This window comes from Secundilactobacillus muriivasis (assembly GCF_054785195.1).
In genome coordinates this window covers 20,572-36,677 of sequence record NZ_BAABMI010000025.1, presented here as the reverse complement: position 1 = coordinate 36,677, position 16,106 = coordinate 20,572, and the positions used below count along the sequence as shown (strand labels likewise).

General features: G+C 46.2%; 15 protein-coding genes. 3 read left to right on the top strand and 12 right to left on the bottom strand.

Annotated features, from left to right (window positions below; all coding sequences use genetic code 11):
• Both ACYVR3_RS06530 and ACYVR3_RS06525 read right to left on the bottom strand, forming a co-directional pair.
• On the bottom strand, positions 1–517 hold a 517-nt coding region (locus ACYVR3_RS06530; protein WP_461243563.1), incomplete at its 3' end, for a GDSL-type esterase/lipase family protein.
• Between the two features lie 114 nt (positions 518–631).
• Complete coding sequence (locus ACYVR3_RS06525; protein ID WP_461243562.1) at positions 632–1,477, bottom strand: DegV family protein; 846 nt, start codon at positions 1,475–1,477, stop codon at positions 632–634.
• Positions 1,478–1,744: 267 nt separating this feature from the next.
• Here ACYVR3_RS06525 and trhA point away from each other — a divergent pair, with 267 nt between their 5' ends.
• Positions 1,745–2,407, top strand: coding sequence for a PAQR family membrane homeostasis protein TrhA (gene trhA / locus ACYVR3_RS06520; RefSeq protein WP_054735584.1), 663 nt, complete (start codon positions 1,745–1,747; stop codon positions 2,405–2,407).
• Positions 2,408–2,503: 96 nt separating this feature from the next.
• On the opposite strand, the gene ACYVR3_RS06515 is transcribed toward trhA, so the two are convergent.
• Genes ACYVR3_RS06515 through ACYVR3_RS06500 form a run of 4 tightly spaced genes read right to left on the bottom strand, consistent with a single transcriptional unit; the run spans position 2,504 to position 7,108 of the window.
• Positions 2,504–2,992, bottom strand: coding sequence for a dihydrofolate reductase (locus ACYVR3_RS06515; protein WP_461243561.1), 489 nt, complete (start codon positions 2,990–2,992; stop codon positions 2,504–2,506).
• Between the two features lie 10 nt (positions 2,993–3,002).
• Complete coding sequence (locus tag ACYVR3_RS06510; protein ID WP_461243560.1) at positions 3,003–3,953, bottom strand: thymidylate synthase; 951 nt, start codon at positions 3,951–3,953, stop codon at positions 3,003–3,005.
• 34 nt (positions 3,954–3,987) lie between these two features.
• Positions 3,988–5,883: an ABC-F family ATP-binding cassette domain-containing protein gene (locus tag ACYVR3_RS06505; protein ID WP_461243559.1), complete on the bottom strand. Its 1,896-nt coding sequence runs from the start codon at positions 5,881–5,883 to the stop codon at positions 3,988–3,990.
• A 19-nt stretch (positions 5,884–5,902) separates the two neighbouring features.
• Positions 5,903–7,108: a CCA tRNA nucleotidyltransferase gene (locus tag ACYVR3_RS06500; RefSeq protein WP_461243558.1), complete on the bottom strand. Its 1,206-nt coding sequence runs from the start codon at positions 7,106–7,108 to the stop codon at positions 5,903–5,905.
• A 198-nt stretch (positions 7,109–7,306) separates the two neighbouring features.
• On the opposite strand from ACYVR3_RS06500, the gene ACYVR3_RS06495 reads away from it, so the two are divergent.
• Entirely contained in the window at positions 7,307–8,200 is an 894-nt protein-coding gene (locus tag ACYVR3_RS06495) for a YitT family protein (protein WP_461243557.1), read from the top strand.
• 334 nt (positions 8,201–8,534) lie between these two features.
• Positions 8,535–9,599 carry a recombinase RecA gene (recA, locus tag ACYVR3_RS06490; RefSeq protein ID WP_082405039.1) on the top strand — a complete coding sequence of 355 codons (1,065 nt, stop codon included), beginning with the start codon at positions 8,535–8,537 and terminating at the stop codon, positions 9,597–9,599.
• A 107-nt stretch (positions 9,600–9,706) separates the two neighbouring features.
• Here the strand turns inward: recA and ACYVR3_RS06485 are convergent, their stop codons facing one another.
• The 6 genes from ACYVR3_RS06485 to ACYVR3_RS06460 form a co-directional block, all read right to left on the bottom strand.
• A complete protein-coding gene (locus ACYVR3_RS06485) occupies positions 9,707–10,972 on the bottom strand; it encodes a tetratricopeptide repeat protein (protein ID WP_054735602.1) in 1,266 nt (421 codons plus the stop codon).
• Positions 10,973–11,474: 502 nt separating this feature from the next.
• Positions 11,475–11,750 carry an HU family DNA-binding protein gene (locus ACYVR3_RS06480; RefSeq protein ID WP_054702092.1) on the bottom strand — a complete coding sequence of 92 codons (276 nt, stop codon included), beginning with the start codon at positions 11,748–11,750 and terminating at the stop codon, positions 11,475–11,477.
• Positions 11,751–11,995: 245 nt separating this feature from the next.
• Positions 11,996–13,306, bottom strand: coding sequence for a ribosome biogenesis GTPase Der (gene der, locus ACYVR3_RS06475; protein ID WP_461243556.1), 1,311 nt, complete (start codon positions 13,304–13,306; stop codon positions 11,996–11,998).
• A gap of 108 nt (positions 13,307–13,414) precedes the next feature.
• Entirely contained in the window at positions 13,415–14,650 is a 1,236-nt protein-coding gene (gene rpsA / locus ACYVR3_RS06470; protein WP_057152219.1) for a 30S ribosomal protein S1, read from the bottom strand.
• Between the two features lie 82 nt (positions 14,651–14,732).
• The gene (gene cmk / locus ACYVR3_RS06465) at positions 14,733–15,413 is read right to left on the bottom strand and encodes a (d)CMP kinase (RefSeq protein WP_461243555.1); all 681 of its coding nucleotides are present in this window, start codon (positions 15,411–15,413) and stop codon (positions 14,733–14,735) included.
• Positions 15,414–15,439: 26 nt separating this feature from the next.
• Positions 15,440–16,105, bottom strand: a complete 666-nt coding sequence (locus ACYVR3_RS06460) for a LysM peptidoglycan-binding domain-containing protein (RefSeq protein WP_461243554.1) — start codon at positions 16,103–16,105, stop codon at positions 15,440–15,442.
• Between the last annotated feature and the right edge of the window lies 1 nt (position 16,106).

The window sequence follows — 16,106 nt, the reverse complement described above, 5'->3', positions numbered from 1 at the left end:
CCTTAGGGTTTACTTGGTGAATATCTTGAATCAATTGCGTCAGTTTTTGCTGATACGTCACTTTAGCAGGCGCCAGTTTGGCGGCTAATTGGCTGCTTGAATCAACTAAGATATTCTTTTCCAGTTTTTGTAACAGGTCATTACCCCCGACCGTCACGGCAATCACATCCGCACGTTTTAGTGCTAACCGTAAGCGGGCTTTATGGGTCACTCGTTTGTCGATCTGATCACTGCGTTCACCGCCGATGCCGAAGTTTTGGGTCCGCACCTTGACCCGGTAATCCGTTTCAAGTTGTTGTTTGAGCATTGGCAAGTACCCCTGATGATCATCCGCATAGCCGATCCCCTGAGTCAGCGAATCGCCAACCGCAACTACTCGAACTGACTTAGTTGGGGTCACGTGATGCGTGGTTGTCGAGGTCGTTGATTGATTTCGCTGCTGGAACCACCAGAGCCCTCCGCCGATAATGATCAGCAGGCCAATCAGGATGCCCACCCATTTTAATCCTCGTCGCATGTTGTCACTCCTTTAGCTACTAGTTTAACATTTAGATAAGTAAAAACTCCAGATGGTTAAGGTACGAGCCATCCGGAGTTGTCACTGAGTTTGTTCGTTCACACTGATTACGGCCTAATCGTCAAAGTAGTACATTAACGCAAAGGCCCCTGGGCCACCATGTGACGCAATGATCGGCACCGTTTCACGAACCACGATATCAATATCTGGGAACAGGGGTTTCAAGTGTTCAAGTAACTTGTTGACCATCTCAGTCGCCTTAACGTGAGAGATTCCGATTGCCTTGATCTTAGGTGTTTTCGCCATTTGCTCGTAGACTTTGTCGAAATACCGGTCGATCGTCTTAACACCCCGACCCTTAGTTCGGATGTTAAGTTCGCCGTTACCGACCTGCAACACGATCTTGATGTTCAGCAGTGACGAAATGGCCCCCGTCATTCGGTTGATTCGGCCACCCTTGACCAAGTTATCCAGCGTCATCACACCCATGTAAAGCCGGGTGTTGTCTTGCACCTTCTTGGTCATCGCAACGATTTCGTCAACGGATGCGCCAGCTTCTGCTAACTTCGCCGCTTCGATACACTGGAATGCCAGTGCCCGGTCGGTTGTTTGGCTATCAATCACCGTGACATCCGATTTTGAAATCGTCGCCGCTTGTTCAGCAGTATGAACGGTCCCACTGATTGCCTCCAGCATGTTCAAGCACACAACTGGACTGCCATCGGCACCAAGGTCATCGAAGACCTTAATGAAGTCACCCAATGGTGGTTGACTCGTTTTAGGAAAAGTTTTGGCACTTTCCATTTTATCAATGAACTCTTCGTTGGTGATGGTTCGTCGTTCAACGTAAACGACATCATCGATCATGACCGTTAATGGGACGATCGTAATATGATACTTTTCGACTTCTTCGTCGGTTAAGCCGGCGGAAGAATCCGTTACAATTTTGACAGTTGCCATGATTGGTTATAACCACGCTTTCTTACCCAATGTTGTCAATTTCATGCTACAATTAGTCAGTAACATGAAAACGATTCGCTAATAGTATAGCAGATTTAGCGGTGACTTTCATTCACATTCGACCGGATAATCGTTCCAAATCATCATCTTAACGGCTTAATTGCTGTTTTACCGGACAATTGTCACGAATAATCTAACAATTTCACGGCATCTGTTGGTTAATGACGCGCTTAACCCCAACTGATGCCACTGAATGGAGGCTTTTTCTTGAGTCAATCATCACCACAACATACCGCACAACCATCCAGGCGTTACCAAATTGTTAATGAGGTGTTAAACGCCGTTACCCACGGCATCGGCGTTGGCCTAAGTATCGCTGGGCTAGTCTTGCTCATCATTCGCGGCGTTCAACTTGGCGGGGCCATGCGCATCACTGCTTATTCGCTGTATGGTGCGCTACTGGTCATCTTTTACTTGGCATCGACACTCTTTCACAGTCTGGTGTTCACCAGAGCCAGCCACCTCTTCCAGATTTTCGATCATTGTGCGATTTATTTACTGATTGCGGGCACTTACACGCCCTACTGTCTGGTCGTCATCAAGGGCGCCTTGGGTTGGACCATCTTCGGGGTTATCTGGGCGATGGCCATCTTGGGGGTCATTTATAAGTCCCTTTGGCTTGGTAAATACCAAAAGTTGTCGACCATTATTTACGTGGTCATGGGCTGGTTTTGCGTGCTAGGTTTCAAACCCTTGTACAACGGCCTCGGTATTCACGGCTTTATCTTACTAGTGTTAGGCGGCGTCGCGTTCACGTTAGGCGCGGTGATCTACTCTTTTAAGGGCATTAAGTTCGGGCACGTGATTTGGCATTTGTTTGTGCTGTTAGGGACCATTTTGATGTATTTTTCAGTCTTGTTATACGCATGACTTTAATTCACTAAGACAATAGGCATCTAAGCACTCTGACGAGAGTCCTTAGATGCCTATTTTTAATGCTATTTAATCAAAACGAATGCAAACGCATCACTTTCGCTCCCACCGCTCAAACGTTAATTCATATGGATTACGGTCATCGGCCGCTCTCGCTTGTGAATCAACCAGTTCAAACTGCGTGTAATCGATCGTTGGCATCACAGTGTCAACTTTAAACGTATGTGCCACGCGAGTTCGAATCAACGTTTTGACGTAGGGCAGTAAACTCGCAAATACCTGCGCCCCGCCACTAATCATTAACGTTTCATCCGGATGCTCACGTTCGTATGCCAAGACCTCATCAACGTGATGAAGCACCACGACATCATCCGGATACGGCGTCTCACAGTCGTTTGTGAGGACCACGTGTTTTCGGTTAGGTAACGGCTTCTTGTAACTTGCAAACGTTCGACTGCCGGATACAAGGGTGTGGCCCGTCGTCGTTTTCTTAAAGAACGCTAAATCAGCTGGCAGGTGCCAAGGTAAGGTGCCTTGATACCCAATGCCGTGTTGCTGATCTTCTGCCCATACAAAAATCATCCGCGGCCTCCTAAACTGCGACCGGCGCCTTAATGGCCGGTGCTGGGTGGTAGTTGGTAACACTAATATCGGTCATATCATAGTCGAAGATGCTGGTCTTATCCGGATTCAATACCAGTTGTGGTGCTTCAACTGGTGTCCGTTGAAGCTGAGTGGTGATTTGGTTAATGTGATTGCTGTAAATATGGGCATCACCCAAAGTATGCACGAAGTCGCCAGGTTCTAACCCAACTTCTTTAGCAATCAAGCACGTTAACAACGCGTAACTCGCAATGTTAAACGGCACCCCTAGGAAAATATCAGCTGAGCGTTGATAAAGCTGACAACTCAGCTTACCATCTGCCACGTAGAATTGAAACATTGTGTGACATGGTGGCAACGCCATACTAGGCACGTCTTCCGGATTCCAAGCTGAGACGATCATCCGCCGAGAATCAGGGTGCGTCTTCAGCAGGTCGATCACGTTGCTCAGTTGGTCGATCGTATCACCCTGACTCGTCTTCCAAGCGCGCCATTGAGCGCCGTAAACGTTGCCTAACGTGCCGTATTTGGCAGCAAATTGGTCGTCGTTGACGATTCGGTCACAAAACTGATTCATTTCTTGCTTGTAGGCCTGGTTGAAGTCGTCATCTACCAGTGACCGGCGCCCAAAATCGGTCATGTCAGGACCGTGATAATCAGCTGAGGTCACGTAATTCTTAAACGCCCACTCGTCCCAAATATGATTGTGATGTTTCAGGAGATACTGAATATTGGTATCACCATGTAAGAACCACAACAGTTCGCTCTTGATCAGACCAAATGGTACCTTCTTGGTCGTTAACAGTGGAAAGCCCTCGCTTAAATCAAACCGCATCTGGTAACCAAAGGTACTAATTGTCCCGGTTCCCGTGCGGTCGGTCTTGCGGTGGCCGTTTTCTAACACATAACGCGCCAAGTTTAAGTAAGCATCTTCTAACATGGTAACAACCTCTCTCTTCTCTTAAAATTTCGACTTAGTCTTCGGCATACTGGCTCAAATAATCCCAACGCGCCATCTTCTCATCAAGCGCCTGATCAGTTGCTTCAACGTCAGCCTGTAATGTCGCTAGTTTACCATAATTGTCACCGTTATCGGCCATCTGTGCCTCGAGGTCGCTCTTTTTGGTTTCTAGCGCATCGATTTCGTCTTCAATAGTTTCCCACTCTTTTTGTTCCGTATACGTGAGCTTCGTTTTCTCTTTTTTAGCCGGTTCAGCTGGCTCAGCTTCCTGCTTTGGTTTAGCTTTTGCTGCACTATTGGTCTCTTTCACCGCCGTTTGGTGATCAGCCAAGTAATCGGTAAACATCCCGCTGTACCGATCGATCTGCGCGTTGCCGTTGAAGATCAGTAATTTATCAGCAACTTTATTCAAGAAATACCGGTCATGAGAAACCGTGATAACGGTGCCGTTAAACCGGCTAACGTAGTCTTCAAGCACCGTCAAAGTCGAAATGTCCAAATCGTTAGTTGGTTCATCTAGGAACAACACATTTGGCTGTTCCATCAACAGCTTCAGCAAGTACAGCCGCCGCTTTTCACCACCGGATAATTTACGGATCAGCGTCCCGTGCATAAACCGTGGAAACAGGAACTGCTCCAGTAGTTCAGAAACCGAAATGGCATTGCCATCCTTATCACGCACATTGTGGCCGACTTCACTCAGGTAGTTAATGATCCGCTTGTCATCCGGAATCGGTTCCGTTCGTTGTGTATAGTAAGCTAACTTAACCGTTTCACCGATGGTTAACGTCCCAGAGTCTAACGGTAACTTATCCGCCATCACGTTTAACAGTGAGGACTTTCCGGCACCATTTTCACCGGTAATGCCAATGCGATCGCCAGCCTGAACCAGCAAGTTAAAGTCCCGGAGGATCGCGTGATCGTCCAGTGTCAAGTTAGCGTCCTTAAGTTCAATAACCTGTTTACCTAACCGCGTTTGACCTAAGTCGATGGCAACATCTTGTTCAACCTGTCGAGTGCCCAAATTATCCTTTAAGTCGTTAAACCGGTTAATTCGAGCCTGTTGCTTGGTTGACCGGGCGTGAGCACCCGCTCGCATCCAGTCTAATTCTTGTTTGTAGAGTTGCTGTTGTTTGTGTTCTTGAGCAGCCTCTAATTCAACCCGTTGAGCCTTTTGTGCTACGAAATCTTGGTAGTTACCATCGTAGTTGAATAACCGGCCAAAGGATAGTTCCCAGATGTGGTTCGCAACTTGATCCAAGAAGTACCGGTCATGGGTAACAACAAGCAACGCGCCCTTGTAGTTAGCCAGATAGTTTTGCAACCAATCAATAGAATCAAAGTCCAAATGGTTGGTAGGTTCGTCTAACAGCAATAAGTCTGGTGCCTGAATCAATACTTGCGCCAAGCCGACCCGCTTGCGTTGACCACCAGACAAAGTCCCCATCGTTTGGTTTAAATCGGTAATGTGTAGTTGCGTCAAAATCGTTTTGACGTCACTTTCAGCGTTCCACGCATCTGCTTCGTTCATTTGAGCTTCGGCGGCCATGTACTGTTGCTGCTTCTTTTCATTTTCGGGATCATCACTGTAGGCGGCCAAAGTTGCTTCGTAGTAACGGATGATCTTAAATACTTTTTGAGAACCCGCAAACACCGCGTCCATCACCGTTTGTTGGTCATCAAATTCAGGTTCTTGTTTCAGGTACGCAATGCTGTAGTCATTTGGTGTAATCACGTCACCGGTATACTGGCTTAGTCCCGCCAAGGTATTGAGTAACGACGTTTTCCCACTCCCGTTCGTCCCAATCAGGCCGATTCGGTCATTTTCGTTGATAATAAAGCTGATTTGGTCAAACAGTGTCTTTTCACCGTATGTCCGCGTCAAATTTTCTGCTCGTAAAGTTTGCATCGTGTCACGCTTTCTATGTTTAATTTAAATACGCTAAGGCTGCCGCCACGAGGGTTGCTGATTCATTAGCGACTTGTCCCGTGACAACCTGTCGTTCAAGGTACTGTAAACTCTTCCCTAAATCAGGACCTGGTTTGATTCCAGCCTGCATCAGATCTTGTCCAGTAACTTGAAGGGCTTTTTTAGTTTTAATTGGTAATTGGTCATATTGTTGTTGCAAGGCACTTGTTTCGTAGTGCGCTGGTTCAAAAACCTGGGCAACTTCATTGGCGATACCAATTAACGCTGATCCGGTTTGGTAGAGCAACCAATCATCAACCTGATTGGCCAAGATTGCTTGCACCGCGGTTAAGGCCGTCTGTGAGTCCGTAATCAACTGATTGGCACTCTTCCAGCTCTTCAATAACTTGCCAAGTTGGCTGGTTGATAACTGAAAGGCCGTCGCAATCGCGGTCCACACGGCCGTTTCGTTGCTGAGTCCCGTTTTGAGATGTTCAGCAAGTGTCACTAACGCTGCTTTTTGGTCAGCAAAGCCTGGACAGTACTGGTATAATCCCGTTTCCAAGAACACGTTTAACCCCTTCGCCGGCCACTGACCTTGAAGCAATTTCACAAATTCAACGTGAATTCGTTCCACCGCAATTTTAGTTAAAAGTTGACCGTGGTGCGCGATTCCCGCAACGGTTTGATCATCAATTTTAAAATTGAGCTGACTAGCAAACCGCACCGCGCGCATCATCCGCAAGGCGTCTTCATTAAACCGATCTTCCGGATTACCCACCGCGCGAATCTGGTGTAATTCCAAATCATGTAACCCATCAAAATAATCGATCACGGTGCCGTCCGTCTTCAACGCCAACGCATTGATCGTAAAATCACGCCGTTTCAAATCTTCCTTTAACGACCGCACGAATTGAACCGCATCCGGTCGCCGATAATCTTGGTACCCTGATTCCGTTCGAAACGTTGTCGTCTCGTAACCGGTACCGTGATCCAAAATCATGACCGTACCGTGTTCAATGCCCGTATCAACGGTCCGCTTAAATAGCCCCTTCACTTCTTCGGGGTACGCACTGGTTGCAATATCGACATCATGAATGGGTAGGCCCAATAAGGTATCACGTACGGATCCGCCAACGTAATAGGCTTCAAACCCAGCCGCCTCAATGGTATCAATAATTGGTCGTGCTGTTAAAAACTCTTCAGGTAAAGTTTCAATTCTCATCGTTAAATTCGCCCTTTCAAATTCCTTACTAGTTTAACATAGCCATCACGTTGAGAGAAGTATCTGACTGATTGCAAACGGTAACATTGCGGCCGTAACTGATAATCTGTTATGATGATGTTAAGCCTAGAATTCGCATTAAAACGGCCACTTTAAAGGTCGTTGATCGAGGGTATTGGACTTGAAGGGAGTGGTTGTATGACACATTCAGCTACTGAGGAACGGATTCGATTATTGGATTTATTAATGATTACCATTGGGTGTGCAGCGTACGCATTTGCGTTGGTCGTTTTCAACATTGCTAACCAGCTTGCTGATGGTGGCATTAGTGGAGTCACACTGATTTTGAGAGCCCTATTTCACATTGACCCCGCCTATGCGACGATCATCATTAATATTCCGTTGATTTGGATCGGTTACCATTTTCTCGGACGTCGCACGATTATTTATACCTTATATGGCACGATAATGTTAGCCGCGTTCCTGTGGATCTGGCAACGGGTGCCGGTTAGTATTGATCTCCACCATGATTTGTTCTTGGCTGCCTTAGCTGCGGGAATTACTGGTGGAGCCGGAAGTGGCCTTTTGTATCGATTTGGTGGTACCACCGGCGGCACGGATATTATTGCGCGAATTCTTGAACGGTTCCGTGGCATCCCAATGGGTCAGACGCTACTCTGGTTGGATGTCGTGGTTTTGTTTGCTTCACTGGTTTACATCGATATTTCACATATGGCCTACACGCTACTTTGTGCCTACGTATTCTCGCGATTAGTCAACTTTATTTTAAGCGGTACTTACGCTGCTAAAGGCGTGTTGATCATCAGCAACGACTATCAAGCCATTATCGATGACGTGATGACCAGTCTGGAACGCGGGGTCAGCATCATTAATGGTCAGGGTGGCTATTCGCACCAGGATCGCCCCATTCTCTATGTCGTTGTTAGTCCAAGTGAATTACATGATCTTCAGATGATTGTGAATGACCATGATAAACAAGCTTTTATGACGATTTTTGATGTGAATGAAGCCAGTGGTGAAGTGTTTACCTACGCCCGACCAACTAAGAGTTTTTTCAAACGCCCGCATTGATTGGGTGTTTTTTTGTTTTTGTCATTAAGTTAAAGTAACTTTTTATTTATTACTAGATTTTTCCACTCGCATCTACGCCTCAAAGCCCTGATTTCATTTTTAATCACTTCCAATTTAACCATTTTTTGAGCTATCGTTCGTCGTGCTAAGTAACTTTCCCGTCTCATCATCTTTTTAGGTTAGCTGAATTGCCCGTCATACCTGCGTTTTAGCCACCTATTCAAACGTAGGTTCGATTATTTAGCTCGTTTGCTTTGCATTCCCCTCAAATCATGGTATGCTAGATACTCAGAGAACAAACGTTCGTTAAAACTCATGGAGGTTACAAACTATTATGGCATATCAACCCATCGGTTCAGATAAAGTAAAACAACCTACTAAAGCCCAAACTGAAGATCAAAAAGCGCGTCAAGCAGAATTAGACAAGGCACTGAGTAAAATTGAAAAGAATTTCGGAAAAGGCGCTGTCATGCGGATGGGTGACAGTCCCCTAACCGAAGTACAACGCTTCTCCACCGGTTTAATGTCCCTGGATCATGCCATTGGCGGCGGTTATCCTAAGGGACGAATCATTGAAATCTATGGTCAAGAATCTTCTGGTAAGACTACCCTTGCCTTGGCGGCCGTTGCTCAGATGCAACATGATGGCGGTACCGTTGCCTACATTGATGCTGAAAACGCCATGGATCCCGTTTACACGAAGGCCCTTGGTGTTGACCTAGACAAATTACTTTTGTCACAACCCGATACCGGTGAACAAGCCCTCGAAATTGCCGATGCCTTGGCCTCCAGTGCCGCCGTTGACCTGATCGTTGTGGATTCAGTTGCCGCCTTGGTGCCTAAAGCCGAAATTGAAGGCGAAATGGGTGACGCCCACGTTGGGTTGCAAGCCCGTTTAATGTCACAGGCGTTGCGTAAACTATCCGGTGCCGTCAACAAAAACAACTGTACCATGATTTTCATCAACCAATTGCGTGAAAAAGTCGGTGTGATGTTTGGGAATCCTGAAGTCACTCCTGGTGGTCGAGCACTTAAGTTCTACTCATCGATTCGAATGGAAGTCTTCGGCAACGAACAAGTTAAAGAAGGTTCTGGTGATAAGATGGTCGTTACCGGGAAACTGACCAAAATTAAGGTCACCAAGAATAAAGTTGCCGCACCTTTCAAGCGGATCGAAGTTGAAAACGTCTTTGGTAAAGGCCTCTCTCGGATCTCAGACTTGCTTAATTTAGCAGTTGAAAATGACGTGATCAAAAAGTCTGGCGCATGGTATTCCTACAACGGTGAACATATCGGCCAAGGAAAAACCAACTCAATGCGTTACCTAGAAGAACATCCCGAGATTCAACCTGAAATTGAAGGTAAAATTAAGGAAATTTGGGCTAATCCTGAAGACTAAGCCCCTTTAAGCCATCATTTATAAACTACGGCTTAACATAAAGCAGCCCCGTAAATCTCATTTTTGAGGATTTACGGGGCTGCTTTTTTGTCTGAATATATCGGACTTTAGTCCATTAACTCTTCATTTTCCAACATCAATGCCATCTCAGCATCATCCGGGACCACTTTCACGTAAGCCCGCAATAGTTTCATGGCTGTTTCACGATCGCCCATTTCTCTAAAGAAGTACACGGCCGGTTTCAAGAAATCAGCCTGATCCATAAAGTATGGTAGCGCCGCTTGATAGTAGCGTTGCGCAAGTTCAAGTTGTTCCGTTTGCACGTACGCAACTGCCAAATTCCAATAAATTTGCGGATCAGTGTTATCTTCCTTAACGTAACCCGTTAAGAAATCAATCACATCTTGCCAGCGCCCCTGCTTGACGTAAAGGTTAGAGAGCTTGATCACAATATCTAAATCATCGGCATCCAGCTCATTGCCTTTTTTCAGGTAGGACTCAGTCAGATCTTCATCCTCTAATCTGGCCGCAATATCGGCTGCGTAAGCCCAGAGTTTTTCATTATACTGATCGACGCCCAAGCCTTCTTGAAGGACCTTTAAAGCGTCTTCTAATTGATTTTCAGCGACCAGTGCTTGACCAAGGTACGGATACAAGCTGGTATAGTGCGGGTCACTTTCCTTTAATTCAGTCAACAGATCAATGGCTGGTTTATAATCCTTGAGTTGTAGGTAGGTAAAGCCGGTTTCAAATTTCACATCCGGCGTCATGTCACCCGGGTGAATTTGTTTTAAATACCCAATGGCTTGCTCAAAGCGACCCGCATTGGCGTACGCCACCCCTAGCCGTTCAACCAAGTTCACTGCACTTAATTGGGTGATCCCTTGCTTGATCAAGTCGAGGTACAGCGCAATCGCCTTCCGAAATTCACGCATTGTAAAGTAAAGCTCCGCTAACGCAAATTCAATGGCGGGTTCTTCAGGTTCAAGTTGCCGGGCTTCCAGTAATTTTTGTTCACTCACTTCAAACAGTTCCTGAGTCTGATAAAGGTCAGCAGCAACCATCAACGCCCGAACGTACGCCGGCGAATCCGATTTAACCTGATTTAACAAGGTCAATGCCTTATCATTTTGATCATCTTCAAGTAACACATCGGCTAAATCAACCCGAATATCATCTTCTTCAGGGTACCGTTCAAGTAATTTTTCATAAATTCGCCGCGCTTGATTTAAAAAACCAAGTGAATACAGTTCCTCGGCTAAGCTGTATAACATATCGTCATCATCATGTCGCAATGCACTGGCGTAGGCCTTTTTAAACTCATCGAGTTGCCCACGCTGTAACGCATCCAACGCTGTTTGTGAATAGCTCATTGTTGTCCTCCATGATCAAATTAATCGCAACTGTTAACGTTAGCATAGTTTTGGGGCGAAACCAAGTTATTTGTTTGGGGCTGGTGGTGGACGTTGCTATTCAAGTAGTTCGTTTAACGGTTTACCGTTACGGTGATTAATGAATAACTAATTTAGGGCATTGTATTGAACCCTGTCCCAGTCTATGTTCACTACTGTTTTTGCGACTACCATGCCGAAACGTGTTTCGAAAAACCAAGTGGTACCTAAAGCACGACTTTTGACAGTGTTGCCTTAGTTTCCGACTTCAACCCGCTTTATTCCACACGCTACTCGTTTCTGTCCTCGAGACTAAACGTGTTCCGAGAGGCAGGGACTTGCACCTAAGGGACTTCCACCACAATTCCCAAAAACCGGGGATTCTGGTGGAAGTCCCTTAGGCTCCAGTCCCTAAACGCCTCTCTCCACACTCTACAAAAAAAACCAACCCGAATTAACCGGATTGGCTCACCATTAAATAAAATTATTTAACAGCATCCTTCAAAGCTTTACCAGGCTTGAATGCTGGTACTTTGCTTGCAGGAATTTGAATTTCGTCGCCCGTTTGTGGGTTGCGACCCTTACGAGCTGCCCGTTCGCGAACTTCGAAGTTACCAAAGCCGATTAATTGAACCTTTTCGCCCTTAGCCAAAGTTGCTTGAACTGAATCAAATACTGCATCAACCGCTGCAGTTGCATCCTTCTTAGTTAAGCCGGTTGCAGCAGCGACATCGTTAACGAGTTGTGCTTTATTTGCCATGAATGATTCACCTCCTTGGATGAATTATGATGAGTAACATGATCATCTCATCTAGCTGATCATTAAGTGAATCAAGCTATGAAATAATAACGGGAGTCCGCATCATTTCTGTATCAAAGATAGCACAGAAAGCCTTTCATAGCAAGGCTTTTTAGCGTTTGATACTGAATAAATCGGTGATTTCACCCTTTTTTTAACTAAATTCTCAAAAAAGGCTTCCATCGCCCGTCTATCAATGGTTTCAACTACTTACGACGACGTTCGATAATGTGGATCGGGGTCCCCGTAAAATCGAAGTGTTCGCGAATCTGATTTTCCAAATAACGCTCATAAGAAAAGTGCATCAGGTCCGGATCATTGACGAAAATCACAAAAGTTGGTGGCTGAACGGCAACTTGGGTCGCATAGTAAACCCGAAGTCGCTTCCCATTAACGTTTGGTGTTGGATTCATCGCAATTGCGTCCATGATTACGTCATTTAAGGTTGCTGATTGAACCCGCTTTTCGTGGTTGGTTGCCACCGTCTTGATCAAGGCTGGGAGTTCACCCAGTCGTTGATGGGTCTTCGCGGAAACGAAAATCATTGGCGCATAAGCGAGGTATTGGAATTCTTCGCGAACGTGAATTTCAAAATCGTGCAGGGTTTGGTTGTTTTTCTTCAACGCATCCCACTTGTTAACCACGATGATGATCCCCCGGCCAGCTTCATGGGCGTAACCGGCAACCCGCTTATCTTGTTCACGAATACCTTCCTCGGCGTTCAACACAAACAACACAACGTCGGAGTTGTCGATGGCCTTCATCGCCCGCATCACACTGTAGCGCTCGGTGTTTTCATAAACCTTCCCACGCTTCCGAATTCCGGCGGTATCCACCATCGTGAATTCAGCACCGGTTTCGTCCACAAACTTGGTATCAATCGCATCCCGGGTCGTCCCAGCAATGTCAGATACGATCACCCGGTCTTCACCTAAAAGGGCGTTGACCAGTGATGACTTCCCAACGTTTGGTCGACCGATCAAACTAAACCGGATACTATCATCTTCAGCCTCACCATCTTTATCAGGAAAGGCTTTAATCACGGCATCCAGTAAATCCCCAAGTCCTAAACCATGGGAACCAGAGATTGGGTAAGGATCGCCAAAACCAAGTGAATAGAAGTCGTAAATTTCTTGACGAAGCTCTGGGTTATCCGCCTTATTGACTGCTAACACAACCGGCTTATTCGCCTTGTACAGAATCTGAGCGACTTTTTCATCCGCATCGGTTACGCCTTCACGAACACTGACCACAAACACAATGACGTCAGCTTCGTCAATCGCCACTTCAGCTTGTTGGGTGATCTGCTTTAAAAACGGCTCATCCCCAACATCGATCCCGCCTGTGTCAATCAGACTAAACGTTGTTCCCAGCCATTCACCGTGGGTGTAGATCCGATCCCGGGTAACCCCAGGCGTATCTTCGACAATCGAAATCCGGTCACCGGCAATCCGGTTAAAAATCGTGGATTTACCGACGTTTGGCCGGCCAACAATCGCAATCGTTGGCATACTCATAAAACATCCCTCTTTTCAAATAAACTGCTTAACAAAACAAAACAGGTTGGCGCGAATCAACGTTCGTCCCAACCTGTTTTGAAACTCATTATGACCAGAACTCAGTCCTTAGTCGTTATCTTTACCGGCATTCTTTAATTGATCGCCAATTAAGTCGCCTAACGTAAAGCCAGCGTCATCATCGTCAGTTGACATGGTGGTAGGTGCTGCTTCACGGTGCTTTGGTGCTTCGTGCTTAGGTTCGTCAGCCGTTGCTGGCTTTTCCTTCAATGCCTTGATTGACAATGCCAACCGGTGTGCATCTGGGTGAACTTCTAAGACTTTAACTTGAACCTTTTCGCCAGTCTTCAAAACATCGTTTGGTGTCGCGATGTGTTCATGGGCGATTTGAGAAATGTGAACTAAACCTTCAACGCCAGGGAAGACTTCAACGAAGGCCCCAAAGCTCGTCAAACGCTTAACAGTACCTTCAAGGACTGCGCCTTCAGGTGCCTTTTCTTCAATCCCATCCCAAGGTTCTGGTAAGGTTTGCTTGATTGACAATGAAATCCGGTCGCGATCAGGATCAACTGATAAGACCTTAACCTTCACGTCTTGGCCAACTTTTAAGACGTCAGCTGGCTTTTCAACACGTTCGTAAGCAATTTCTGAAACGTGAACCAAACCATCAACGCCGCCGAGGTCAACGAAGGCCCCGAAGTTAGTCAAACGAGCCACTTTACCGTCAAGGGTATCGCCGGCTTGAATCGTAGCCAAAACTTCTTCGCGCTTAGCAGCCTTTTCTTGTTCAACCAAGGCACGGTGTGACAAGATCAGACGGTTTTCGCTAGGTTCAATTTCGATAATCTTGAACGTTAACGTTTGACCCTTGAACTGGTTCAAATCTTCAACGAAGTGATCGCTGATCATTGAAGCAGGTACGAAGCCACGAACACCAGCATCAACAACTAAGCCACCCTTAACCACTTGGGTAACAGGGGCTTCGATGTTTTCACCAGCTTCGAACTTCTTTTGGATGTCGTCCCAAACCTTACGGGCTTCCAAACGACGAACAGATAACAGGTAGCTTCCGCCTTCCTTATCGTTACCGATTCTTGAAATCACAACTAAATCAAGGGTGTCGCCAACCTTGACAACGTCCTTAATATCAGCAACTGGCTTCGTTGATAATTCCTTTTGTGGAACGACCCCTTCAATCCCAGTTCCTTCGATACCAACGATGGCTTGTTTGTCATCATCAATGGCCAAGACTTCACCCTTAACCACGTCACCGACATTCACCGTTTCGATGCTATTTAAAGCATTCAATAAATCGTTGTTCTCATTTACATTGTTTTCACTCATACGAACTTTTCCTCCTTGCGACAACTCTAATATATATTTTATCCGAAAACTGTTCATAATACCAGTGCAAGGACACTTTTAATTACAATTCTCGACGTTTTTGTTCAATTATCGCACTAATTTTATCAACAACTTGGTCAATTGACAACGATGTTGTATCCAAAAGGACCGCATCGGCTGCTTGAGTCAGTGGTGAAATGGCCCGCGTGGAGTCCTTGTGATCCCGCGTTTCAATTTCTTGACGTAAAACATCGATTGGCGTACTGATCCCTTTTTGGGCATTATCCTTAAATCGACGCTGTGCGCGTTCCTCAACACTGGCAACCATAAAAATCTTCACTTCGGCGTCTGGTAACACCGAAGTACCGATATCACGACCGTCCATCACGATACCGCCAGCGGCAGCAATCTCACGTTGACGGTTCGTTAGATCTTCTCGAACCGTCCCCTGAGCGGCAACGGTCGACACGTTGTTCGTGACGTCCGGCTGCCGAATCGCCATGGTGACTTCTTCACCATCTAAGAACACCAATTGTTCAGGAGTTCCTGGCTTAAATTCAATCGTCGTGTCCGTTAGCATCGCGGCCAACGCCGCTGCATCATCTAAAGCAACGTTTGTCCGCATCGCTTTTAACGTGACGGTTCGATACATGGCCCCAGTATCACAGTAAATATACTGAAACCGACTAGCCACTTTTTTAGCAACGGTACTTTTACCAGCAGATGCTGGTCCATCAATTGCAACTTGTAACTCTTTTTTCACGATTACTCTCCTACCTCAACCACCATTTATTTGACCCGTAACTTTTGTCCCGGTGCCAACGTTGCGCCATCAGATAACCCGTTCAACTGCTTCAGTTTTTCAACCGAAATCCCGTTGTTCACAGCCACCCGATATAAGCCTTGACCTGAACCAACCGTGGCGTACTTACTGCCACTCGACTTGGACGATGACGTTGTACTACTCGTTGCGCTAGACGATGTGCTGTAAGCGCTACTACCTGTACTAGGCGTACTTTGACTCGTCGCAGTCGATGACGAATACGTCGTCTGAGAACTCGTCGATGCTGCCGAGGTTTGTTTCTTTCGGTGTGTTGACGTACTACTCGTCGCCGACTTTTTCACTGAACTAGCCTCGCTAGTTTTAGACGCTGATTTTGCCGCGGTTTTTCGGTGCTTCGAGCTCGAACTCACTGACTGGCTCGTTTGATCCGAAGACACACTCATAGACGTTTCCGGCTTGTTCATCGCACTTTGACGCGCTAATCCGTAAATTAGCGAACCAACTGCAATTAAGATAATAATGGCCACTAACACGATTGTGATCAGCCGGTTATTGTGATTTTGCCGGTGCCGTTTTGTTCGGGACAAGTTGCCTTGATCATCACGATCATCCGCAAATGATTGATCCCAAGGTTTTGGTTCTGATGATTGCTCATCTTTTTTTGGACCCATC